This is a genomic window from Winogradskya consettensis (assembly GCF_018332715.1).
In the GTDB taxonomy this organism is placed as follows: Bacteria; Actinomycetota; Actinomycetes; order Mycobacteriales; family Micromonosporaceae; genus Actinoplanes; species Actinoplanes consettensis.
Genome location: NZ_BOQP01000049.1, coordinates 41,178 through 64,116, shown reverse-complemented (window position 1 = coordinate 64,116; position 22,939 = coordinate 41,178). Strand labels below are relative to the sequence as shown.

23 protein-coding genes are annotated in these 22,939 nt (G+C 69.8%); 14 read left to right on the top strand and 9 right to left on the bottom strand.

Annotated elements, in window-relative coordinates:
- Positions 1 to 22 precede the first annotated feature (22 nt).
- The gene (locus Aco04nite_RS38995) at positions 23 to 2,311 is read right to left on the bottom strand and encodes a HelD family protein (RefSeq protein ID WP_244876621.1); all 2,289 of its coding nucleotides are present in this window, start codon (positions 2,309 to 2,311) and stop codon (positions 23 to 25) included.
- Positions 2,312 to 2,549: 238 nt separating this feature from the next.
- Here Aco04nite_RS38995 and Aco04nite_RS38990 point away from each other — a divergent pair, with 238 nt between their 5' ends.
- Positions 2,550 to 3,047, top strand: a complete 498-nt coding sequence (locus Aco04nite_RS38990) for a hypothetical protein (RefSeq protein ID WP_213002253.1) — start codon at positions 2,550 to 2,552, stop codon at positions 3,045 to 3,047.
- 4 nt (positions 3,048 to 3,051) lie between these two features.
- Here Aco04nite_RS38990 and Aco04nite_RS38985 read toward each other — a convergent pair whose 3' ends face one another.
- Positions 3,052 to 3,933: a sigma-70 family RNA polymerase sigma factor gene (locus Aco04nite_RS38985; protein WP_213002252.1), complete on the bottom strand. Its 882-nt coding sequence runs from the start codon at positions 3,931 to 3,933 to the stop codon at positions 3,052 to 3,054.
- Positions 3,934 to 4,176: 243 nt separating this feature from the next.
- On the opposite strand from Aco04nite_RS38985, the gene Aco04nite_RS38980 reads away from it, so the two are divergent.
- Positions 4,177 to 5,787 carry a DEAD/DEAH box helicase gene (locus Aco04nite_RS38980; protein WP_213002251.1) on the top strand — a complete coding sequence of 537 codons (1,611 nt, stop codon included), beginning with the start codon at positions 4,177 to 4,179 and terminating at the stop codon, positions 5,785 to 5,787.
- Positions 5,788 to 5,973: 186 nt separating this feature from the next.
- On the opposite strand, the gene Aco04nite_RS38975 is transcribed toward Aco04nite_RS38980, so the two are convergent.
- Positions 5,974 to 6,618, bottom strand: a complete 645-nt coding sequence (locus Aco04nite_RS38975; protein WP_213002250.1) for a hypothetical protein — start codon at positions 6,616 to 6,618, stop codon at positions 5,974 to 5,976.
- A gap of 17 nt (positions 6,619 to 6,635) precedes the next feature.
- Between Aco04nite_RS38975 and Aco04nite_RS38970 the strand changes: the two genes are divergently transcribed.
- Positions 6,636 to 6,818, top strand: coding sequence for a hypothetical protein (locus Aco04nite_RS38970; RefSeq protein ID WP_203837671.1), 183 nt, complete (start codon positions 6,636 to 6,638; stop codon positions 6,816 to 6,818).
- Positions 6,819 to 6,827: 9 nt separating this feature from the next.
- On the opposite strand, the gene Aco04nite_RS38965 is transcribed toward Aco04nite_RS38970, so the two are convergent.
- The 3 genes from Aco04nite_RS38965 to Aco04nite_RS38955 all read right to left on the bottom strand — a co-directional run bounded on the left by Aco04nite_RS38965 (position 6,828) and on the right by Aco04nite_RS38955 (position 9,132).
- Positions 6,828 to 7,868, bottom strand: coding sequence for an App1 family protein phosphatidate phosphatase (locus Aco04nite_RS38965; RefSeq protein WP_438874979.1), 1,041 nt, complete (start codon positions 7,866 to 7,868; stop codon positions 6,828 to 6,830).
- 118 nt (positions 7,869 to 7,986) lie between these two features.
- Positions 7,987 to 8,709: a hypothetical protein gene (locus Aco04nite_RS38960; RefSeq protein WP_213002249.1), complete on the bottom strand. Its 723-nt coding sequence runs from the start codon at positions 8,707 to 8,709 to the stop codon at positions 7,987 to 7,989.
- A 96-nt stretch (positions 8,710 to 8,805) separates the two neighbouring features.
- Positions 8,806 to 9,132 carry a hypothetical protein gene (locus tag Aco04nite_RS38955; protein ID WP_213002248.1) on the bottom strand — a complete coding sequence of 109 codons (327 nt, stop codon included), beginning with the start codon at positions 9,130 to 9,132 and terminating at the stop codon, positions 8,806 to 8,808.
- A 124-nt stretch (positions 9,133 to 9,256) separates the two neighbouring features.
- Between Aco04nite_RS38955 and Aco04nite_RS38950 the strand changes: the two genes are divergently transcribed.
- Positions 9,257 to 10,099: a Sir2 family NAD-dependent protein deacetylase gene (locus Aco04nite_RS38950; protein ID WP_244876620.1), complete on the top strand. Its 843-nt coding sequence runs from the start codon at positions 9,257 to 9,259 to the stop codon at positions 10,097 to 10,099.
- Between the two features lie 132 nt (positions 10,100 to 10,231).
- Here the strand turns inward: Aco04nite_RS38950 and Aco04nite_RS38945 are convergent, their stop codons facing one another.
- Complete coding sequence (locus Aco04nite_RS38945; protein WP_213002246.1) at positions 10,232 to 10,468, bottom strand: hypothetical protein; 237 nt, start codon at positions 10,466 to 10,468, stop codon at positions 10,232 to 10,234.
- Between the two features lie 361 nt (positions 10,469 to 10,829).
- Between Aco04nite_RS38945 and Aco04nite_RS38940 the strand changes: the two genes are divergently transcribed.
- The 7 genes from Aco04nite_RS38940 (at position 10,830) to Aco04nite_RS38910 (ending at position 19,196) form a co-directional block, all read left to right on the top strand.
- Positions 10,830 to 11,831, top strand: coding sequence for a LacI family DNA-binding transcriptional regulator (locus Aco04nite_RS38940; RefSeq protein ID WP_213002245.1), 1,002 nt, complete (start codon positions 10,830 to 10,832; stop codon positions 11,829 to 11,831).
- 110 nt (positions 11,832 to 11,941) lie between these two features.
- Complete coding sequence (locus tag Aco04nite_RS38935; RefSeq protein ID WP_213002244.1) at positions 11,942 to 13,627, top strand: ABC transporter substrate-binding protein; 1,686 nt, start codon at positions 11,942 to 11,944, stop codon at positions 13,625 to 13,627.
- A 73-nt stretch (positions 13,628 to 13,700) separates the two neighbouring features.
- On the top strand, positions 13,701 to 14,756 hold the full coding sequence (locus Aco04nite_RS38930; RefSeq protein WP_213002243.1) for an ABC transporter ATP-binding protein: 1,056 nt from the start codon (positions 13,701 to 13,703) through the stop codon (positions 14,754 to 14,756).
- Complete coding sequence (locus Aco04nite_RS38925; RefSeq protein WP_213002242.1) at positions 14,753 to 15,733, top strand: ABC transporter permease; 981 nt, start codon at positions 14,753 to 14,755, stop codon at positions 15,731 to 15,733. Before Aco04nite_RS38930 ends, Aco04nite_RS38925 begins: the two co-directional genes overlap by 4 nt.
- 3 nt (positions 15,734 to 15,736) lie before the next feature.
- Complete coding sequence (locus tag Aco04nite_RS38920; protein ID WP_213002241.1) at positions 15,737 to 16,768, top strand: ABC transporter permease; 1,032 nt, start codon at positions 15,737 to 15,739, stop codon at positions 16,766 to 16,768.
- Positions 16,765 to 17,805 (top strand): ABC transporter ATP-binding protein, encoded by a 1,041-nt coding sequence (locus Aco04nite_RS38915; protein ID WP_213002240.1) that lies wholly within the window; start codon positions 16,765 to 16,767, stop codon positions 17,803 to 17,805. The genes Aco04nite_RS38920 and Aco04nite_RS38915 overlap by 4 nt, the downstream gene beginning before the upstream one ends.
- Positions 17,802 to 19,196: a GH1 family beta-glucosidase gene (locus Aco04nite_RS38910; RefSeq protein ID WP_213002239.1), complete on the top strand. Its 1,395-nt coding sequence runs from the start codon at positions 17,802 to 17,804 to the stop codon at positions 19,194 to 19,196. Before Aco04nite_RS38915 ends, Aco04nite_RS38910 begins: the two co-directional genes overlap by 4 nt.
- Here Aco04nite_RS38910 and Aco04nite_RS38905 read toward each other — a convergent pair.
- Positions 19,193 to 20,050 (bottom strand): NmrA family NAD(P)-binding protein, encoded by an 858-nt coding sequence (locus Aco04nite_RS38905; protein ID WP_213002238.1) that lies wholly within the window; start codon positions 20,048 to 20,050, stop codon positions 19,193 to 19,195. The two genes, Aco04nite_RS38910 and Aco04nite_RS38905, sit on opposite strands and share 4 nt — an antisense overlap.
- 48 nt (positions 20,051 to 20,098) lie before the next feature.
- Between Aco04nite_RS38905 and Aco04nite_RS38900 the strand changes: the two genes are divergently transcribed.
- Positions 20,099 to 20,437 carry a winged helix-turn-helix transcriptional regulator gene (locus Aco04nite_RS38900; protein WP_213002237.1) on the top strand — a complete coding sequence of 113 codons (339 nt, stop codon included), beginning with the start codon at positions 20,099 to 20,101 and terminating at the stop codon, positions 20,435 to 20,437.
- A 39-nt stretch (positions 20,438 to 20,476) separates the two neighbouring features.
- Here the strand turns inward: Aco04nite_RS38900 and Aco04nite_RS38895 are convergent, their stop codons facing one another.
- A complete protein-coding gene (locus Aco04nite_RS38895; RefSeq protein WP_244876619.1) occupies positions 20,477 to 21,703 on the bottom strand; it encodes an ROK family protein in 1,227 nt (408 codons plus the stop codon).
- 124 nt (positions 21,704 to 21,827) lie between these two features.
- Here Aco04nite_RS38895 and Aco04nite_RS38890 point away from each other — a divergent pair, with 124 nt between their 5' ends.
- Together Aco04nite_RS38890 and Aco04nite_RS38885 are read left to right on the top strand one after the other, a co-directional pair.
- Positions 21,828 to 22,658 (top strand): class I SAM-dependent methyltransferase, encoded by an 831-nt coding sequence (locus Aco04nite_RS38890; RefSeq protein WP_213002235.1) that lies wholly within the window; start codon positions 21,828 to 21,830, stop codon positions 22,656 to 22,658.
- Positions 22,659 to 22,713: 55 nt separating this feature from the next.
- Positions 22,714 to 22,923, top strand: a complete 210-nt coding sequence (locus tag Aco04nite_RS38885) for a hypothetical protein (protein WP_213002234.1) — start codon at positions 22,714 to 22,716, stop codon at positions 22,921 to 22,923.
- The last annotated feature ends 16 nt before the right edge of the window (positions 22,924 to 22,939 follow it).

The following is a 22,939-nucleotide window of genomic DNA, read 5'->3' as shown; positions in this document are numbered from 1 at the left end:
CGTGTGTCCGGAACTGCAACGGTCACGCCAGGGCGGCGAGCTCCTTGGGCAGCTCGGCGGTGTGCAGAACACCGAGGCGCCGGGTGGCCCGGGTCACCGCGACGTAGAGATCACTGAGCCCGCGCGGGCTCTCGGCGATGATCTCGTCGGGCTGCACGACCACGACGCTGTCGAACTCGAGGCCCTTCGCCTGTTTCACCGTCATCAGCACGATGTGGTTCAGCAGGTCGGGCTGCTCCCCCACGGCCGCGCCGGGGACAGCGGCGGTCAGCTCGGCGCCCAGGGACTCTTCAAGAGCATCGGGTACGAGTACGCCGACCCGGCCGTCGGAAACCTGGGCGGACTCCGTGCGTACCGTCGAAATCAGTTGATCGGCGAGCTCGGCGGGCGGCACCCGGCGCGCCCACGGCTCGACGCCGGCCTCCCGGACCGAGCGGGGCGGCTGGAGTGACGGGTCGACGCCGGCCAGCACGTCCCCCGCGACCGCCATGATCTCGGCGGGGGTGCGGTAGTTGACGGTCAGCTCGGCCAGCCGCCAGCGCTGCGCGACGTAGGGCTCGAACGCCTGGTCCCAGCTCGTCGTGCCGGCCAGGTCACCGGTCTGCGCGACGTCGCCGACCACGGTCATCGACCGGCTCGGGCAGCGGCGCATCAGCAGGCGCCACGCCATCGGCGACAACTCCTGCGCCTCGTCCACGATCACGTGGCCGAAGACCCAGGTGCGGTCGGCCGCCGCACGCTCGGACGCCGTCCGCGTGTCGAGCACCTCGTGGCGCTCGACGAAAGCGCTGGCATCGACGACATCGATCGCGGAGAGCACCTCCTCCTCGCGGTCGTCCTCGAAGTCGAGCGAGCGGGAACCCTGGACGATCTCGAGCACACCCTCGGCATACTCGATCGCCTCGCGCCGCTCCTGCGCGACCGCCCGGGCCCGCAGCGTGTCGTCGACACCGAGCAGTTCGGCGAGCTCGTCGAGCAGCGGCACGTCGGCCGGGGTCCAGCGCGCGTCGTGGGCGCGCAGCAGCAGGCCGCGATCCTCCTCGCCGAGCCCGGCCGACTCCAGCCGGTCGGCGTCGCTGAGCAGGTCCCGCAGGACCTGGCGCGGCGTCAGCACCGGCCACAGGTCGAAGAGTGCCTGCTGCACGTCGATGTCCTCGCGCAGCTCGCGGCGGGTCTCGGCGAGGTCCGACTCCTCGAGCAGGTTCTCGCCGCCGAGCGGGTCGGCGCCGATGCGATCGGCGATCTGCTGCGACAGCGCGTGGATCGCCTCGGTGACGAAGAGCTGCCGGGCCACGTTGTGCGGGCGGCCGGAGCGCCGGGCGACCTCGCGGGCGTCCTCGCAGACGCCGCGCTCGATGCGCAGCGGGTAGCCGTCGTGGTCGACCTCGATGTAGTCGTCAGGCACGGTCTGCCGGTCGGCGACCGCCTGCGCGAGCACGTCGAGGATGCCGAGACCGCCCTTGACCGCGGCGGCCGCGGGGGCCTCGTCGGCGCGGGCGGTCACCCCGGGGAACATGTCACCGAGCGTCGCGAGCAGCACACCGGTCTCGGCCAGGGACGGGAGAACCTGCGAGATGTAGCGCAGGAACGTCGCGTTAGGACCGAGGATCAGCACGCCCTGCCGGGTCAACTGGGCGCGATGTGTGTAGAGAAGGTAGGCGGCGCGGTGCAGCGCGACAGCCGTCTTGCCGGTCCCGGGTCCACCCTGGACCACCATCACGCCGGCGAGCCCGGAGCGGATCACCTCGTCCTGCTCGGACTGGATCGTCTCGACGATGTCGCGCATCCGGCCGGTGCGCCCCGCGGTCAGCGCGGAGAGCAGGGCGGCCTCGCCGGTCACGTCCTCCCGGCCACCGGCACCGGCGGCGGCGAGATCGAGGACCTCGTCGTCGATGCCGGTCAGCTCGCGGCCCCTGGTGCGCAGGTGGCGCCGGCGGGTCACACCCTCCGGCGAGACGGCGGTCGCCAGGTAGAACGGGCGCGCGGCCGGGGCACGCCAGTCGACGAGCAGAGGATCCTGGTCCCGGTCCTCGGCGAAGAGCCCGAGGCGGCCGATGTAGCGGGGGTTGTCCGCGGCGAAGTCGAGCCGGCCGAAGCAGAGGCCGTTCTCGACCGCATTCATCTGCGCGACCTGCTCGGCCCAGTGGCTGCGGGTGGCCTCGCGCTGCGAGCGGCCCTGCGGGGTGCCGCCGGCCTCGAGCAGAATTGCCCGCAGCCTCTCGGCGGCCTGGTCGCGCAGCAGGTCAAGGCGCTCATAGAGAGCCGTGAGATAGGCCTGCTCGTCGGTGAGGAGATCGGCGTCGTTCCGCATCGTGTTCCTACCGTCGGCGGAGCTTGACAAAAGTGCTCCCTGTTGTGGTAACATTCGCCAGGTCAGCGGCCATTTGTGGTCGCTTTTTTCGTTTGTGCAGAAACGAAAAGAGTAGCCGACCCGCGTTCCCCGCGGCGACTCCGTGAGCGAAGTTACGACGTTCTCCCGGCCGGTGTCCGCAATCCGTCATCATGGGCGTGCCCGTTACGCCACGCCCGCCGTGCTGATTAACACTGTTATGACGCACAGCCAGCAGTTGCGACGTCGGCTCGGCGCCGCGGCCCTTCTGGTCGCCGCCCTCGTCACGAGCTCTGCCTGTTCGGGCGATGACCAGCCCGGACCGGCCGCCGCGGCCACACCCTCCGGCGAGCCGAAAACACTCGACGGCGCCAAGGCCGCGGCACAGACCGTCTTCGACCGGTTCAGCGGCGGTGACTTCGGCGGCGCGTGGGAGCTCTACACCGCCGCCGGCAAGGCCGCGATCACCAGGGCGGACTACATCAAGCTCAACGAGACCTGTGCCCGGCACGGCCTGCCCATCGAGCTGACCAGCGCCCGGCTGGACGGCCCCGGCAAGGCCGTCGTAATCGCCAGGCAAAAGGGCGCCGCGCAGTCGTACACGATGCGCTACGAGCACAACGCCTGGAAACTCGCACCGGCCAAACAGGGTCTGGCCTTGTACGCGAAGGGTGCGGACAAAGCCATCGCCCTGCAGAAGAAGGCCGGAACCTGTTAGCGGATCAGGCGGCGACGGGGACCGTCAGACCGTCCACTCCGGTCACCGCGAGCCGGTCGCGCAGGGTGCCGTGGGTCGCGATCTGCTCGTAGTACGCCGACCGGCGGCGAGCCACACAGCCGTCCTTCGAGTTGCCCGCCAGCGACGGCTCGAGGTGGGTGTTGAGACCGTCCTTGAGCAGTGACAAGGCCTCCGCCCGCAGCTGCGACACCCGCGACTCGGTGACCCCGAGCTCGGCGGCGATGGCCGCCATCGGGCGCTCCTCGAAGAAGTAGCCGGTGATCACCGCGCGCAGCCGGTCCGGCAGCACGTCGACCGCGTGACGCAGGTAACCCGTGCGCTCGCGGCGGATCAGCATCTCCTCGGGCCCGGCACTCGGCTCCGTCACCATGTCGTCGGCGCCGGCCGTCGCGAAGCCCTGCAGGCTGAAGACCACGGCACGCTGCACGTCGTCGTCGGCCGACTCGATGTCCTCGGGCGAACAGCCGAGCCGCTCGGCGACCTCGGCGATGGTGGGCGTACGGCCCAGCTCGGCGGTCAGCTCCTGGCGGGCGGTGTCGGTGCGGCGGGCCCGCTGGCGCACCGAACGGCTCGCCCAGTCCAGGCCGCGCAGCTCGTCGAGCAGGGCACCACGGACCCGGGCCGCGGCGAACCGTGCGAACGGCACACCCCGGGTGTCGTCGAACCCACGGGCCGCCGCCACCAGCGCCGCGTAACCGGCGGAGAGCAGGTCGTCGCGGTTCACGTGGGCGGGTACCCGGGCCAGCATCTCGCGCACCAGGTGGCCGACGAGAGGCATGTGCGACCGGACGACGTCCTCGCGACGACGATCGGTCTCGACAGCCCTCGCACCTAGACGGCGATCGGTCTCGACAACACCGCTCATGGAAGCTTCTCCTCGGGTACCAGCCGGATCGGGGGGAGAATTCCGGCGCTGAGGAGAACGGTGAGGTCCGTCGAGTGCAGAACGGGTCACGTTCGGGTGCAGCGGGGTTGCGGTGAGTAGGCGCGTACACTTGATCTCAGCCTTCAGGGTCGGCCACCACGAGCAGCGACTCACGCGCCACATCCTCAAGCGCGGTCCGCGCCGGGAGGAACCGACCCCTCAGACATACGGAGTTTCCACCTGATGACCTCGTTCACCGATCTCGGCGTGCCCGCTGAGCTCGCAACGGTCCTGTCCGGCTTCGGCATCAACGAGCCGTTCCCGATCCAGACCGCGACCCTGCCCGACTCCCTCGCCGGGCGCGACGTGCTCGGCCGCGGCCGCACCGGCTCCGGCAAGACGTATGCGTTCGTCCTCCCGGTCGTCGCCCGTCTCGCCGCCTCCGGCGCTCCCCGCAAGCCGGGCCGTCCCCGCGCGCTGATCCTGGCGCCCACCCGCGAGCTCGCCACCCAGATCGAGGCTGCGCTCTCGCCGCTGGCGACCAAGCTCGGCCTGCGCACCCTCACCGTCTTCGGCGGCGTCGGCGCGAACCCCCAGATCCGCGGGCTCAAGAACGGCGTCGACATCCTCGTCGCCTGCCCCGGCCGGCTCGACGACCACCTGCGCAACGGCCACGCGAGCCTCGACTCGATCGAGATCACCGTGCTGGACGAGGCCGACCACATGGCCGACCTCGGCTTCCTGCCGGTGGTCCGGCGGCTGATGGACCTCACCCCGCGCGAGGGCCAGCGGATGCTCTTCTCCGCCACGCTCGACGGCGGCGTCGACATCCTGGTCAAGCGGTTCATGCACAAGCCGGTCACGCACCACGTCGACTCGGCCTCCGAGGCGCCGATCCAGATGTCGCACCACGTCCTGCACGTGCGGCACGACGACCGCTTCCCGGTGCTGGTCGACCTGGTCGCGGCCCCCGGCCGTACGGTCGTGTTCACCCGCACCAAGCGCCGCGCCAAAACCCTGACCCGTCAGCTCATCCAGGCCGGCGTGCCCGCGGTCGAGCTGCACGGCAACCTGGCGCAGAACGCGCGTAACCGCAACCTCTCGGCGTTCTCGGACGGCAGCGCGGCGACCCTGGTCGCCACCGACATCGCCGCCCGTGGCATCCACGTCGACGACGTCGCACTGGTCATCCACGCCGACCCGCCGGTCGAGCACAAGGCCTACCTGCACCGCTCGGGCCGCACGGCACGGGCCGGCGCCCAGGGCACGGTCATCACCCTGATGACCGACGACCAGCAGGGCGACGTCCGCGACCTCACCCGCAAGGCCGGCATCAAGCCGACGACCACGCGCACCCGCCCGGGCGACGCGCTGCTCGCCGAGCTGGCCCCGGGCGAGCGCACCTACACCGAACCCGCCGCGTTCGACGCTGCCATGGCCGCTGCACAGCCCGCCGCGGGCCGCGACGGCGGCGACGGCGAGAACGCCGCGCCGCGCGCACGACGTGGTGGCTCGGGTGGCGGCGGTGGCACCGGCGGCGGACGTCGCCGTGGCGCCAGCCGCCCGACGACCGGTGCTGCCCACGAGGGTGGCGCTGCCGGCGGCCAGGGCGGTGCACGCTCGCAGGGCGGCACCCGCGGCGCACAGGGCGGCGGCTCCCGGGGCGGGGCGCAGGGCGCCCGGGCCACGACCGCCGGTGGCGGCACGGGCGGCCAGGCACGCGGCCGGCGTGGCACGGGTGGCGGCACGGGCTCCACGCCGGTGCACAGCACCCAGACCGGCGGCGGCAGCAGCACCGGCGGCGCAGCGGCGTTCTCCTCCGGCTCCCGCGTCGGCGGTCGCCGGGGTCGCTGACCCCAGCGAACTCCGGCAGCCGTTTCGGCGGCCGCCGGGGCTCAGCGACCCGGCCTTTCCCACGGCCGGCCCTTGAAACGACAGATCGGCGGTGCCCGGGCGGGCACCGCCGATTTTTTGCCTGACGATCAGGGAGCGCGGACCCCAATCGGGGTTGCGGACCCCGGTCAGGAGCGCGGACCCCGGTCAGGGGGTACGGACGGCGAGCTCCGTGGCGAGGCGGTAGCCGTCGCGCAGTTCGAGGTCGTCGCCGCTCCAGAAGCGGCCGGGGTCGTACCAGCTGGCCTTGCGGTCCCGGGGCAGCAGGCCCATGTCCTCGTAGGTGACCGCGACCACCTCGGCGCAGTAGGCCGTTTCGAGGTCACCCTCGGGCGCCTCGGTCTCCTGCCACGGCAGGCGCAGCTGCGGCACCCGGCCGCGGGCCCAGCGCCATGCGAGCTGGGCGCTCGACGGGAACGGTGTGCCGTCGAGGCGGGCGACCGTCTTGAGGGCGCGGTCCTCCATCTCCTTGGTGACCGGCTGTTCGAGCTGGCGCAGCCAGCCGCGCTGGCCGTAGCGGTGCGCCCAGACCGTCACCGCGTCGCGCAGGTCGTGCAGCTGCACCCCGCGCTGGAACGTGCCGGACCACATGTCGGGCAGGGAGCGGCCCAGCTCGGCGTGCCACATCAGCGGGGGCATGTCCTCGATCACGATCGACATGCCTACGTGGTTGACGGGGCTGTTCGTCATGGTCTGGATGGCGCGGTCCGGCCCGGATCGCCCCCGGAATATCCAGATATCGCCCGTGCGGGTCAGGTCGATGGCCTCTTCGAGGCTGATGTCGGCAACCACTTGTCTATCCTCGGCAGATGCGTTGGTGGAAAGTAGCGGGATTGGCAGGGCTGGCGGGAGTCGCCGCCACGGGTGCGGTGCTGGCACGACAGGAGCGCAAACGACGGGCGTACACGCCCGATGAGATCCGGGACCGGCTGCATGCCCGGGTCGCCGAGTCGGAGACGTCGAGGGACTCGGTCAGCGTCGACGACGACTGAGGCCCGTAACTAGGCGACATCGGAATCCCGGATCAGGGACCACAGGCCCGCGCCGTCCGGCGCGGAGAACCAGGTCTTGCCTCCGGAACCTACCGTCTCGGGGGTGCCGGCCGGGCCAGGAATGGCACCGGCCAGCACCGACTCCGTCGCGGACAGGCGGCGGATCGCGATGGCGGCGACGTTGTCCGGGTGCGCGTTGGCGAACTCCGAGTAGATCTCCTGGTCGTGCTGCCCGTCGTCGCCGATGAGCAGCCAGCGGATGTGCGGGAACTCGTTGGAGAGCCGGGCCAGGGTGTTGCGTTTATGCTCCCGGCCGCTGCGGAACCACCTGTCCGGGGTCGGACCCCAGTCGGTCAGCAGCAGTGGGCCGGCCGGGTAGAGGTGGCGCGACAGGAACCGGCTCAGGGTCGGGGCGACGTTCCACGCGCCGGTCGACAGGTAGAAGACCGGGGAGCCGGGGTTGGCCGTGACGAGCCGCTCGTAGAGCACCGCCATGCCGGGCACGGCGTTGCGCGCGTGCTCGTCCAGCACGAACGTGTTCCACGCCGCCAGCAACGGCCGGGGCAGCGCGGTCACCATGACCGTGTCGTCGATGTCGCTGATCACCCCGAACTTCATGGCGGGGTCCACCACCCGGATCGGGGCCTCCACGGGGGCCGCACCGTCGGTGCTGAGCCGGACGCTGCCCCATCCCGGTTCGAGGTCGCCCTTCACGCGGGTGTCGACGTATCCGCTGCGGTCGGTGCGGGTCTCGTGGATCCGGTCGCCGATCTGGATCTGCACGGCCGCGTTGTTCACCGGTGAGGTGGTGAAGCTGCGCCAGCCGCGTACCTTCTCCAGCCGTTTGCTCACCTGATTACGCCGGGTGAGCACCACCCGAGCCATCACACGGGCCCAGCCAGGGGCTCCGTACCCGGTGTACGCGGTGATCACCGGCTGCCAGCCGCGTTGCCGCAGCCTCCGCTCGATGACCTCGTGCACGGCGTCCTCGATGCGCGCGGCGCGATGCAGCCGCACGGCGGGCGTGCGGCCCGCCGGGGTCACTGACACGTCGGCCTCCTGCCGTTACTCGTCAACGCTGGGGCCCGGCGCAGGCCGTCGTGATCCACCAGCTGCGCCCTCAAGACGGTACCTGGCCTACCTGGAACTTGCTGTGCAACCTCTGCACTCAGTGGACGGCCAGGCGAGGCTGGGACGCGCGGGCGGCGGGGACCGGGGCGGGGCGGCGTTCGGCGACGACGCCGGAGCCTGCACGAATCTTCGCGGCCAGGGCCTCGGCGCGCAGACCACGGAGGGTGGCGGCGGCTTTCTCCGATTCCTGCCACGCCAAACGCTCACGCTCAGTAGCAGCCCGGTAGCCCGCGAACCGGTGCTCGCGGACGGCGGCGCGCAGGGCGGTTTCCTGGGCGACCGGGTGTTTGCGGGGGTTCCAGCCGTCGCGATGCGCCAGCACGACGTTGAGCTGGTCCATCGACAGCTCCCGGCGGCGGGTTGCGGCGAGGGCCTTGCGGTGCAGGAAACGCTCGCGGTCGGCGATCTCGGCGCGGGTGCGGCGCTGCTTGAAGACGGGAAAGACGGCCGCGGCCGCGCTGCGCCGGGCGATCCGGTCGGCCTCGTCGAACGCCGCCCACGCCGTTTCGGCCGCTTCCTGCGCCCGTTCCCAGACCTCGCGGCGGCTACGCGCGGTAACGGCGGCCCGCTCGGCGGCAACGGCCACCTCTTCGGCGTACCTGTCGGCTTCAGGACGGGCCACCAGCTTGCGCGGCCGGCCGCTCGGAGCCGGGCCGTCGATGTTGGGGTCGCGGCGGGGCACGGCGAAGATCGCTGTCGCGCCCGCGAAGACGAGCAGGAGGATCATCCAGATCAGGACGGCGGGTTCCACGGTTGGCACCGGCTTCTCTCATACGTCGGAAGTCACTCGCTGTGATTAAGGACCGGCCCGATTTGAGTACGCCGTGAGCGTCGCGAAAACGGGCAGTGCGAAGGATCAGGCGAGTGGCGGCGCGCGACCGGCAAATGCGTTCGGCCGCAGCCCACCGGGGATGACCGAGCCGGCGTCGATCGGAGAGACCTCGAGAACGTCCTCGTCGAGCGTGTCCGCGAGCGGCTCCGGCTGCACGACCCGGTCGGCGAGATCCGTGGTGGCCGTGGGCGCGTCGACCACCGTGACGACCGCCGGCGGCTCGGGGACCGTCGCGGGCGCGGTCAGCGTCGGGATGGCGAATGCCAGCGCGATGAGCGCTATCCCGGCTAAAAACTGCAGCAGGCGACGCCCGTCCCAGTAACGGGGAAGTAGGCGTGCAACGGCGGCCACATGCCTAACTTACCGTGGTCGGCGCCTCTATGCACAGATGGTATCGACTGAGTCCTTCGTCCCACTCAGCCGGGTGACCGACTGCCCTTGGGCTGAAGAGGGCCTGGTGAGGGACCATGGAAGGGTGGAATCAGTGGGTGAGTTGGCCGAGTGGGTGTCCGATGGCGGAGTGGTCGTGCTCAGCGGCGCCGGCCTGTCGACCGAGTCAGGGATCCCGGACTACCGAGGGCCGTCGGGCGTGGCGCGTGGCGCGACCCCGATGACCTACCAGGTCTTCACCCGGGACCCGATCGCCCGGCGCCGTTACTGGGCGCGCAGCCACCTCGGCTGGCGGACGATCGGCGACGCACGCGCCAACGACGGGCACCGGGCTGTCGCACGCCTGCAGGAGCTGGGCCGCCTCGACGGCATCATCACCCAGAACGTCGACGGGCTCCACCAGGCCGGCGGCGCCCACGGCGTGGTCGAGCTGCACGGCAACCTCGCCCGCGTCATCTGCCTGGCCTGCGGCGAGGTCACCGGGCGCGCCGAGCTGGAGGACCGACTCAACGCCGCCAACCCCGGATTCGCCGAGACGAGGACAATCGAGACGGTCAACCCGGACGGCGACGTGGACCTCGACGACGCCGAGCTGGACGGCTTCACGGTGGTCGACTGCACCGGCTGCGGCGGCATGCTCAAGCCCGACGTCGTCTACTTCGGCGAAACGGTGCCCGCCGCCCGGGTCAGCCGCAGCTTCGACCTCGTCGCCGGCGCCCGCACCCTTCTCGTGCTCGGCTCATCGCTGACGGTCATGTCGGGGCGGCGCTTCGTGCTCCGCGCCGCCAAGGACGGGATCCGGGTCGCCATCGTCAACCAGGGCGTGACCCGGGGCGAGCCGTATGCACAGTTGACTGTGGACGCCGCCCTCGGACAAGTGCTTCCGGCGTTGGTTCGGCACGTGGAAGGCGTACCCATCAGCAGTTGAGATCGCTGTGGCAGGCGGGAGAAGGCTGACGAGACGACGACCCGGAGCTTGTCGCGGCCCGTCGGCCGCGGGCCCCGTCGCGAGGCTGAATGGTTGCGCTCAACAGCTGCCATCGCCACCACTGCAAACGGATCAAAGACTGATCGGGTGGGGGCTGCTTCCTGCGCCGCTCGCGCCGACCAGGGCAGTGAGCTCCGTGAGGTCCTGGCCCATTGCCCGACGCCGTGACGACGCGATCGTGTCGACCAGGTCCCGGGCGTACCGCTGCTGCCGCATCCATGACGGCGCGGTCTTGCCGAGTTCGAGCAGCACCGCACCGGCCTTGGCGTTGCCTGCGCTGGTGCCGTCCGCCAGGTGTGCCCATGCCACGTCGAGACGGTGACGGTATCGGCAACTCGGCGTCGGCGCGGTGCTCGGCTCGACCAACGCCGCCAGGTCCAGCGCTCGAGACCAGTGCCGGAAGCACCTGCCCCGAGGGGAAGACGGGCCGTGATCGAGGCTCGGCGGGCATGGCAGGCGTACCCAGCAGGGGGTAGGACCGTTTTGCACGGTCTGGGCTGAAGCGCGAAGCCATTAACCGTTTCAGGTGTGGCTTGGTTATAGACCCGAAACCTAAATAAAGACTCCGACGCGTTGACGTGACCCGGCTCACGGGGGTTAACTGCCGGAACCGGTCCCGAAACCGGTTCCGAAACTGCGGTGTTACCGCGTGGACACAGTCGGAGGACGCGTGCCAATCACCATCGCCGACGTTGCGGCCAGGGCGAAGGTCAGTAAGACCACTGTGTCCCGGGTGCTCAACGGCAAGGGTGAGCTGGACGAGTCCACCGCCGCCCGGGTTCGGGCGGTCATCGATGAGCTCGGTTACGTGCCGAGCTCGCGGGCGGTCGGGCTGGCTCGCGGGCGGACCCGGGTTGTCGGCATGCTGGTGCCGTCGCTGACCTGGCCTTGGATCGGTGAGGTCTTGCAGGGTGCGGTCGACGTGCTGGAGACCGAGCGTTACGGGCTGCTGCTCTTCACCTGTAACCGTGGGGACGAGTCGATGCGGCAGTTCGGGGCGCAGGTTTCGGCCAAGAGCTTCGATGGGCTGCTAGTGATCGAGCCCGAGGGCACCCTCGACTACATCGCCGGCCTGCATGCCCGGGGCCTGCCGGTGGTGCTGATCGACGACCGGGACGTCAAGACCGAGCAGATCCCGAGCGTCGGCACCACCAACTTCACCGGCGCGGGCTCGGCGGCGAAGCACCTGCTGGAGATCGGGCGCACCAAGCCGCTCGTGGTCGCCGGCCCGGAGCGTTTCGGGTGCACGCAGCAGCGCCTCGACGGGTTCGGCACCGAGTTCGCGGAGGCCGGGCACGCGATCGCGGCCGACCACGTCCTGCCCGGCGACTTCACCATCGCTTCCGGCTTCGACGCGGTGAACTCGGCGATCGACGCCGGGCTCGAATTCGACGCGGTCTTCGCGCACAACGACCTGTCCGCGACGGGTGCGATGCAGGCCCTGCTCGACAGCGGGCGGCGCATCCCGCAGGACGTGGCGGTCGTCGGGTTCGACGATATCCCGATGGCGGCGCACACCCAGCCACCACTGACCACAGTGCACCAGCCGTTGCGGGAGATGGGCGAGGCCGCGGCCCGCACGCTGCTCGCGCACTTCGAGGGCTCACCCCTGCCCAACCGGCCGACCATAATCCCCGCGACCTTCACCGCCCGCGCCTCCACGGGCTCGTAGCACAAACACACACAGACCTTCGGCCCGGCCGCGAAAGCGACCGGCCGTTACCCGCCTGCACCCTGGGCACCCCTCTCACCCGATTTCGCTTCACCTCAAGGAGTTCAGAGATGCAGAGAAGGAAACTGTTCGCGGCCGCGCTCGCGGGCGTGCTCGCCACGGGCGGTCTCGCTGCCTGCAGCAGCGACTCGCCGAACGCGAATAGCAAGAACGGCTCCGGCGGCAGCACCTTCCTCTCCGTCGGCATGCCCAACGGCCCGCAGACCGAGAACCACAACCCGTTCGTCTCCACGTCGGCCGCCAACTCGCTGGGCTACCGCTGGGCGCTCTACGAGCCGCTGCTGATGTGGAACCCGGTCAAGCCCGCCGACCCGTCGAAGCCGTGGCTGGCCTCCGGCGTCGAGTGGACCCCGGACTTCAAGAAGGCCACGATCACGGTCCGCGACAACGCGACCTGGACGGACGGCCAGAAGGTCACCGGTGACGACGTCGCGTTCACCATGAACCTGCTGAAGAAGGTCGAGGCGTTCAACACCCTCGCCGCCCCGATCGGGGACGCCACCGCCGCGGGCAACGTGGTGACCGTGAACTTCACCGCGTCGATGTTCGTGCTGAAGGACAAGTTCCTCGGCCAGACCCCGATCGTGCCCAAGCACCAGTGGGAGTCCATCGCGGACCCGAGCAAGGACCCGATCAAGGACCCGATCGGCTCCGGCCCGTACAAGCTGAAGTCGTTCACCCCGCAGACCATCACGCTCAGCGTGAAGGACTCGGGTTACTGGCAGGACCTCCCGCAGGTCAAGGAGCTGCGCTACACGTCGTACACCGACAACAACGCGCAGACCACCGCGCTCGCGGACGGCTCCAACGAGTGGGCGTTCGTGTTCATCCCGAACTACAAGACGGTCTTCCTCGACAAGGACCCGGCGCACTACAAGGTCTGGGCTCCCCCGGTGCTCGGCATCCACGGTGTCTACATCAACACCACGATCAAGCCGTTCGACGACCCGAAGCTGCGCCAGGCGATGAACATGGTCGTCAACCGCGAGGACATCTTCAACCAGGCCGAGGCGGGCTACTTCCACCCGCAGGTCACCAACGTGACAGGTCTGCCCTCGCCGGCCGGTGACGCGTTCGTGACCGAGGCGTACAAGGGCAAGAACCTCACGGTCGACGTGCCCGGCGCCAAGGCGCTGCTGGAGTCGGCGGGCTACAAGCTCAACGGCACCACGCTGAACGACCCGAGCGGCAAGCCGGTCAAGCTCACCCTGACCGACCCCTCCGGCTGGTCGGACTACCAGACCTCGCTGGAGATCGTGAAGAGCAACCTCGCCGAGATCGGCATCACGGCGACGGTCGACAAGGCCAACCAGGACGCCTGGACGCGCAACGTCGAAGAGGGCAAGTTCGACGCCACGTTCCGCTGGACCAACGGTGGCTCCACGCCGTACGACATCTACCAGACGATCATGGACGGTACGGCGCTCAAGCCGGTCGGCACCGCCTCCCCGGGTGGCAACTTCGGCCGCTTCAACAGCCCCGAGGCGACCGCGGCGCTCAAGGCGTACGCCAACGCGTCCGACGACGCCGCCCGGACCACCGCGCTCGCCACGATCCAGAAGATCTTCGTCGAGCAGGTCCCGATGATCCCGGTCGGCGCGGACAACGTCGGCATGGCGTACAGCACGAAGAACTGGGTCGGCTGGCCCGACGACACCAACCCCTACGGTGCCGGTCAGCCCACGCAGGCCAACGCGCTCGACGTCATCCTGCACCTCAAGCCCGCCAACTCCTGATCCGTCGCGCCGCCCTGGGGACCTGGTCCCCGGGGCGGCTCCCCCTGTTTACCGAAGCAGAAGGAACCACGGCATGACGTTGACCCCCGACGCGCCGGCGCCCCCTACCGCGGTGGTGCTCGAGGCGACCGGCCTGACCAAGCACTTCCCGGTCCGCCGGAGCCTGCGCGACATCTTCAAGCGCACCCACGAAGCCGTGCACGCCGTCGACGACGTCCACCTCACGCTGCGGCGTGGCCAGGTGGTCGCCCTGGTCGGTGAGTCCGGCTCCGGCAAGTCCACGGTGGCGCGCCTGCTCGCGCAGCTCTACCCGCGCACGGACGGCGACATCCAGCTGCACGGGGAATCGAGCAGGGTCAAGGGCGGCAGGCAGTTCCGCGCGTACGCCAAAAAGGTCCAAATGATCTTCCAGGACCCCTTCGCCTCGCTGAACCCCGTCCACACGATCCGCTACCACCTGACCCGCGCGCTGAAGATCCACGGCAACGCCGGCGGCAACGCGCAGGAGCTGGAGCAGGCCCTGACCGAGCTCCTGAACCGGGTCAGCCTGACGCCACCCGAGCGGTACCTCGACAAGTTCCCCCACGAGCTCTCCGGCGGCCAGCGCCAGCGCGTGGCCATCGCCCGGGCCCTCGGCGCGAACCCGGAGGCGCTGCTCGCCGACGAGCCGGTGTCCATGCTGGACGTCTCCATCCGGCTCGGCGTGCTGAACCTGCTGCGTGACCTGAAGGAGCGGCTCAACCTCGCGATCCTCTACATCACCCACGACATCGCCTCGGCGCGCTACTTCGCCGACGAGACCCTGGTGATGTACGCCGGCCGCATGGTCGAGGGCGGCGACAGCGAGACGGTCACCCAGAACCCCGCGCACCCGTACACCCGGCTGCTGATCGATTCGGCGCCCGACCCGGACCGCATCGCGAACATGACGGCGGACACCGCGGACCGTGGCGACGGCGAGCCACCGAGCCTGATCCATCCGCCGACGGGCTGCCGGTTCCACCCACGCTGCCCGGTCGCCATGCCGCGGTGCAGCACCGATCTGCCCGTACGCCTCGAAATCAACGACAAGCCGGGCCACTGGGCAGCGTGCTGGCTGTATGACACCGAGCCGGAGGCCGCAAAGTGAAATACCTCCTGCAGCGGATCGCGTTCTACCTGTTCACCGCGTGGGCCGCGATCACGCTCAACTTCTTCATCCCCCGCATGATCCCCGGCGACCCGGTGAAGTCCCTGCTCTCCCGCTTCCAGGGGCAGATGAGCAGCCAGGCGATCGACTCGCTCTACGTGCTGTTCGGCCTCGACAAGAACGCCAGCATCTGGGAGCAGTACTTCGACTACTGGAAGCAGCTCTTCCACGGTGACCTGGGGCTGTCGTTCACAGCGTTCCCGTCGCCGGTGTCCGAGGTGATCGGCAGCGCGCTGCCGTGGACCCTCGCGCTGGTCGGCATCACCACGATCATCAGCTTCTTCCTCGGCACCGGGCTCGGCGTGCTCGCCGGCTGGCGCCGCGGCTCCTGGGTCGACGGGCTGCTGCCGGCCACGACGTTCCTGTCGTCGGTGCCGTACTTCTGGCTGGGCCTGCTCGCGATCTTCCTGCTCGCCGGGCCGAACAGCATCTTCCCGTCGGGCGGCGGCTACACGCCCGGCCTGATCCCGGCGTGGGACCAGTACTTCATCCCGAGCGCCATCCAGCACAGCCTGCTGCCCGCCCTGACGATCCTCATCTCGTCGGTGAGCGGCTGGATCCTGAGCATGCGCAACATGATGGTGACCGTGGCGGCCGAGGACTACATCACGGTCGCGCACGCCAAGGGCCTGTCGGAGAAGCGGGTGGCGCTGAGCTACGCGGCGCGCAACGCCCTGCTGCCGAACGTTTCCGGGTTCGCGTTGTCGCTCGGTTTCATCGTCGGCGGCACGCTGCTGGTGGAGATCGTCTTCTCGTACCCGGGGCTGGGCTTCCTGCTCTTCCGGGCGGTCACCGCCAAGGACTATCCGCTGATGCAGGGCATCTTCCTGGTCATCACCATCTCGGTGCTGGTGGCGAACCTGATCGCGGACATCGCGTACCTGCTGCTCGACCCGCGCACCCGCAAGGAGGGCTGAGCGATGACCATTCCGACCTCCAGCATCGAGCAGGTGATCCCCGAGCAGGGGGCGATGGCGCAGCCGGATGCCACCCCGCCGGGCAAGGCGAAGCGCAGCCGGTTCCGGTTCGTCTCCAGCGGCAAGGCCCTGACCGGCATCGTCATCCTGGGCATCTACATCCTCTTCGCGATCATCGGACCGTGGGTCGCGCCGTACGCCCCGGACGCCCGCAGCAAGGACCTGGTGTCGCCGCCGTCGGGCGCGCACTGGCTGGGCACCACCCACCTCGGTCAGGACGTCCTGAGCCAGCTCCTCGACGGCACCCGGACGGTCATGGTCGTCGGTCTCGCCGCCGGCGCGATGGCCACGATCCTGTCGGTGCTGATCGGTGTCACCGCCGGATACCTCGGTGGCGGCCTCGACGAGAGCCTGTCGGCGCTGTCCAACGTCTTCCTGGTCATCCCGGCCCTGCCGCTGGTCATCATCGTGACCGCCGCGGCACCCGGCGGCGGCGCGGTGCTGGTCGCCCTGATCATCGGTGCCACGTCGTGGGCCTGGAACGCACGGGTGCTGCGGGCACAGACGTTGTCGCTGCGGCGCCGGGACTACATCGAGGCGGCGCGGGCCACCGGGGAGAAAACCTGGCGGATCATCCTGTTCGAGATCATGCCGAACCTCACGGCGATCATCGCGTCCGGTTTCGTCGGCACGGTCATCTTCGCGGTGACCTCCGAGATCACGCTCGCGTTCATCGGCATCGGCGCCGACACCGGCTGGAACTGGGGCACGATCCTGTTCTGGGCGCAGAGCCAGCAGGCCCTCGCGCAGGGTGCGTGGTGGTGGTTCGTCCCGGCCGGTCTCGCGATCGCGTTCCTGGGCACCGCCCTCTCGCTGATCAACTTCGGCATCGACGAGTTCGTCAGCCCCCGCCTGCGCAGTGCCGGCAAGACCAAGATCAAAACCGCTTCCGGCCACACGGTACGCATGCGGGTCGGATTCACGCCGGTGCTCAAGAGCACCCCGGTAGTGCGAAGCAAGGAGGCGGCGAAGTGAGCGCTGAGCCCGTACTCGAGATCAAGAATTTGAATGTGGATTACGGCCTCGGCGACCAGGCCGTGCGCGCGGTCCGTGACGTCAGCCTGACCTTGCACCGCGGGGAGGTGCTCGGCCTGGCCGGCGAGTCCGGCTCCGGCAAATCCACCCTGGCGTACGGCCTGACCCGGCTCCTCCCCCCGCCCGGTGTCATCACCGGCGGCGAGGTGATCTACCACCCGGAGAAGGGCGACGCGTACGACGTCCTCGGCCTCTCCGACCGGGGACTGCGCGACTTCCGGTGGGCCGAGACCGCGATCGTGTTCCAGGGCGCGATGAACTCCCTGAACCCCGTGCACAAGATCTCGACCCAGCTCACCGACGTGCTCGCCGCCCACGAGCCGAAGATGTCCGCGCACAGCCGCACCGCCCGGGCCCGCGAGATGCTCAAGCTCGTCGGGATCTCGGCGGACCGGATGGACGCGTACCCGCATCAGCTCTCCGGCGGCATGCGTCAGCGCGTGATGATCGGCATGGCGCTGATCCTGCAGCCGCAGGTCGTCATCATGGACGAGCCCACCACCGCGCTGGACGTCGTCATGCAGCGCCAGATCCTGGGCCAGCTCATCGAGCTGCGCGAGCGGCTCGGCTTCTCGGTCATCTTCATCACCCACGACCTGTCGCTGCTGGTGGAATTCTCCAACCGGATCGCCATCATGTACGGCGGCCGGATCGTCGAGGAGGCCCAGGCGGCCACCCTGTACAAGGATTCGCTGCACCCGTACAGCGCCGGGCTGCTCGGCTCGTTCCCGGCCCTGCGCGGCCCGCGTCGCGAGCTCACCGGCATCCCCGGCTCCCCGCCCGACCTCAAGGGCATGCCGTCGGGCTGCTCGTTCCACCCGCGCTGCCCGAAGGCGTTCGACCCGTGCGCGGACACCATCCCGATCCTCGGCCACCCCGAGACCCCGGACGGGTCCGTCCGGACCGTGGCCTGCTGGCTGCACCCCGCAGCCGGATCCGCCGCCGCTCTGGCTTCCGCTAAGGAGCAGGTCTCTTGACATCCAACCCGGCGCCCGGCCTGCTGCTGCCCACCGCCGACTTCCCCCCGTCGTTCAAGTGGGGCGTCGCGACCTCGTCCTACCAGATCGAGGGCGCTGCCGCGGAGGACGGCCGGACACCGTCCATCTGGGACACGTTCTGCCGCGTACCCGGCGCCGTGGTGGGTGCCGACAACGGTGACGTGGCCTGCGACCACTACCACCGGATGCCACAGGACGTCGCGCTGATCAAGAGCCTGGGCGTGGACACGTACCGATTCTCGGTGGCGTGGCCCCGGGTCCAGCCGCACGGCCGCGGCCCGGTGAACCCGGCCGGGCTGGCGTTCTACGACCGGCTCACCGACGAACTGCTCGCGGCCGGCATCGACCCGTGGGTCACGCTCTACCACTGGGACCTCCCGCAGGAGCTCGAGGACGCCGGCGGCTGGCCCAACCGCGACACCGCGTACCGGTTCGCCGACTACTCGATGCTGGTCTTCGACAAGCTCAGCGATCGCGTCACGAACTGGACCACCCTCAACGAGCCGTGGTGCTCGGCGTGGCTGGGCTACAACGTCGGCGTCCACGCCCCCGGCCGCAAGGACTTCGACGCGGCGATCGCGGCGGTCCACCACCTGCTGCTCGGCCACGGCCTGGCCACCCAGCGGATGAAGGCCGCCGCCTCACCCGGGCACACCTTCGGGATCACCCTCAACATGGGTACGGCGGACCCGGCCACCGACACCGAAGCCGACCGCGACGCCGCCCGCCGGGCCGACGGCATGGGCCTGCGCATCTACCTCGACCCGCTGCGCAAGGGCGCCTACCCGCAGGACATGGTCGACGACCTGACCGCCCGGGGCTCGGCCTTCCCGGTCCAGGACGGCGACCTCGACATCATCTCCACCCCGTTCGAGGTCCTCGGCGTCAACTTCTACTTCGGACAGGACTTCTCGGGTACGGACGAGGCGGGCAACCCGCTCGACGAGGACGGCCACCCGGTCGTACGCGCGATCCCGCTGGACCGTCCGCGTACGGCGATGGACTGGCCGATCACCCCGGAGCGCTTCACCCAGCTCCTCGTCCGCCTGCACCGCGACTACCCCGGCCTCCCCCTGGTCATCACGGAGAACGGCGCCGCCTTCGACGACCAGCCCACCCCGGACGGCTTCGTCGCCGACGACAACCGCACCTCGTACCTCGCCGAGCACATCGCCGCGGTGGCGGCCGCCCGCGATCAGGGCGCCGACATCCGCGGTTACTTCGCCTGGTCGCTCATGGACAACTTCGAGTGGGCCGAGGGCTACGCCAAACGCTTCGGCATCGTCCACGTCGACTACCAGACCCAGAAACGTACGCCCAAGCAGTCCGCGCTGTGGTTCCGCGACAACATCGCCCGCCTGCGTTCCTAACGCGGTGACCCATCCCAGCCTGTTGCCCGGAGCCACGCTTCGAACGTCATCAGGCTGGGATGGATCTCCCGCAACGCGCTGACATCCCGGTCCAGCTCGCGCTCCTGGAAGAACCGGAACATGGCGGCGAGGTCTCTGGGGAAAGCTTCAACAGTCACCGGCTGGTACCGCGACGGCGTACCCGTCACCCGCTCGAAAGCAGCCGCGATCTCCGCCCCGCTCAGACTCTCACCGACAACCGCCAGATCCCCGATTTCCCAGTTCGCGAACAGGTGATCGGCGAACCAGGCGATGTCGTCGAGAGCGATCAACGGCCACTTACCCTCACCCAGCGGCAGCGCGAAAATGTGCCCGTCCTGCGGCGCCAGCGTGTAGAGATTCTCGAAGTACGGCGCCGTCGTCAGGATCCGGACGTGCTCGGAGAACCAGCCGTCCTCCTCCTGACGCATGAACTCCTCGGACCGCATCGTGTTGATGTGCGCAGCGACAGCGGCCTTGGCGTCATAGTGCGGAACCGGGATCTTTCCCCCGGTCAGCGCCGCCGCCCCGTCGAGTGACGACCAGATGAAGCGCTTCACGCCCGCGTCTCGCGCCGCCTCGAGCACCGCGATCCCCTGCCGGAACTCGCCGAGCACACTGCCCGTATTGAAGAAGTCGGTGTTGGCGAAGACGTGGTCGACGCCACTCAGGGCTTCCCGCAGGCTTTCCGGATCGTTGAGGTCACCCTTGACGGCGTTCTCCCGCTGTCCGGGACTGCGGGTGAGAACTTTGACGACGGCCTCGTCCCGCACCAGGCGGCGCACCACAGCGCCACCCATCGCACCGGTGCCGCCGATCACAAGAATCGTTTCCATGATCACGACGCTAGGACGGCCGCGGGTACCGATAGGTACCTTCGAACCATGAACGACTTGTGCCCGACCGGCTTCGTCTCCGACTGTCCCGCCCGGCTCGCGGTCGAGATCATGACCGACAAATGGGCCATCGTCACCCTCTGGGCCCTGCACCGCCGGCCCAGCCGCCACGGCGAACTCGTCAGCGCCATCGGCGGCATCTCCCGCAAGGTCCTCACCCAGACCCTGCGCCGCCTGCAGAACTACGGCCTCGTCGCGCACGACTCGGACTACCGCCTCACCGACCTGGGCCGCACCCTCATCGAGCCCATCACGGTCCTCACCGCGTGGTCCGTCCGCCACGGCGCCGCGGTCACCGACTTCCAGGAAGCAGCAGCCACCGCCTGAGACCACGCCGGGCTGCGGTTCCAGCTCAGCAAGCCGGGCCTAGCTGCGGTTTCGGCTCAGGGAGCGGCGGCTGGCGGCGCGGGAGAGCGGCGCCGGCCCCGAGGCGGGCGGCAGTCCACCCTCGGCGAGCAACTGGGCGATCGGCAGGGTGGCCGCGCCCATCGCGACGGCGTCCGGCCCGAGCTGGCACAGGTCGATCCGGGTTCGCGCGTACGGCTGCCGCAAAGCGTTTTGCGACGCTGCGTCGCGAATGTCAGGAAGAAAGCGCTCTCCCAGCGCCAAGCCAGCCGGCCCGCCGAGCACGATGCGCTCCGGGGAGAACAGGTTGATGAGGTTCGCGATCCCCGCGCCCAGGTAGCCGACCGTCTGCGTGATCACCTCGGTCACCTCCGGGGCGAGCGGCCCGTCCCCGTTCAGCACCCGGACGAGCAGATCCCGGGCGGGCTCCGCACCGGTGACGGCTGCGAGGCGAGCGGTGATCCGGCCCGCCCCGATGTACGCCTCGAGACAGCCTCGCGCCCCGCAGCGGCAGACGTCCCCGCCGTACACAATGGTGGTGTGGCCCCACTCGCCGGCGTTGTTGGCGGCGCCCTGATATCCGCGCCCGTCCATCACCACGGCAGCGCCGACGCCCGTGCCGACCATGACGATGACGGCGTCGCGCGCGCCACGGCCCGCGCCGAACCACATCTCGGCCTGGCCGACGGCCTTGGCGCCGTTCTCCACGTGGATCGGGATCTGGGTGCCGGCGCGCAGCATCTCGCCGAGCGCGGCGCCGTCCCAGCCGGTGGTCTGCGAGTGGACGACCGCGTCGGGGCCGCTGCGGTCGACGATCCCGGGGACGCCCACACCGAAGCCCAGCACCTCGGTGGCGCTGACCCCGGCCTCGGCGATCACGGCGTCGAGGCCCTCGAGCAGTTTCGCGGCGGCGGCCTCCGGGGCCATGCCGTCGCTGCCGAGGGAGTACTGCGCGAAGCCGAGGCGGGACATGGCGAGGTCGTACAACTCGACCGTCACGCGAGTCTCGCCGACGTCAGCGCCGGCAACGTACCCGAAGCCCGGGGCGACCCGCAGCAGCGCTCGTGGCCGGCCGCCGTCCGAGCCGACCAGGCCGGCCTCCTCGACGAGGCCTTCGTCGATCATCTCGCCGATCAGGTTGCTGACGCTGGCCTGGCTGAGCGCGGTGGTGTCACCGAGCTGCTGCCGGCTCTGCCTGCCGCCGTGGAAGAGATCCGTCAGCAGGCTGGCCCGGTTCGCGCGGCGCACGTCCCGCACTGTCGTACGCCTCTTCTCCAACCCGCACCAGCCTCTCGATCATCGATCTCCTCATTCAACGCTATCCCGGGTTAACAGTGCGACGCGGGCGCCCCGCATGGGCTACCGTCGCGCCGTGAACGACTATCTCGACGTCAACCGGGCCAACTGGGACGAACGAGCCCCGGCGCACGCAGCATCGGCCGACTACAACTTCGACGCCTTCGCGGCCGACCCCCAGCACATCAGCGATGGGGTCACGTTCGACCGGCCGCTGCTCGGGGACATCACCGGTCTGCGGGCGGTCCATCTGCAATGCCATATCGGTACGGACACCGTGTCGCTCGCACGCCTCGGCGCCACCATGACCGGCCTCGACTTCTCTGCCGTCTCCCTGACCGAGGCGCGCCGGCTCGCCACGCTGGCGAAGGCCGACATCGAGTTCGTCGAGTCGGATCTGTACAGCGCACCGGACGTCCTGGAGAACGCCGCCTTCGATCTCGTCTTCACGGGCATCGGCGCGATCGGCTGGCTGCCCGACATCCGGCGCTGGGCGAAGGTCGTCGCGACGCTGCTGCGCCCGGGCGGGCGGCTCTTCATCCGCGAGGGCCACCCCGTGCTGTGGTCGTTGCAGGACGGCCGCGACGACGACGTGCTGGCTCTCGACTTCGACTACTTCGAACACAAGGACCCGCTCGTCTGGGACGAGGGCGGCACCTACGTCGCCACCGACCACGAGTTCGTCCACACGGTCACCCACTCGTGGAACCACGGCATGGGCGAGATCGTGACCGCACTGCTCGAGGCCGGGATGACGATCACCGGCCTCGTCGAGCACGACACGGTCCCGTGGCTCGCGCTGCCGGGCAAGATGACGAAGGTGGCGAACGGTGAGTGGCAGGTCACCGATCGGCCGCGGCGCCTTCCGCACAGTTACACCCTGCAGGCCGTACGCAACGCCGTTTAGAGATCGCCGCAGGCGGGGTACATGATGCTCAGCCCACCCAGCTTTAGGAGCCCCGATGCGCGCAGGATCTATTGGCGGAGTCATTCTCCTCATCTGGCTCGTGCTCGGCGGTGTGGCCGCGTTCGAGCGCGGTTACTTCAAGGACAGCGGCGACACCAGCTGCGCGGAGGCCGGCACGGTCCTCGTCACCGTGGTGGCGGGCCCGCTCAACTGGCTCGGCGTCAACCCGAAGATCACCTGCGACATCCCCGAGCCCTCCAAGTAGACCTTCACCCCCGCCC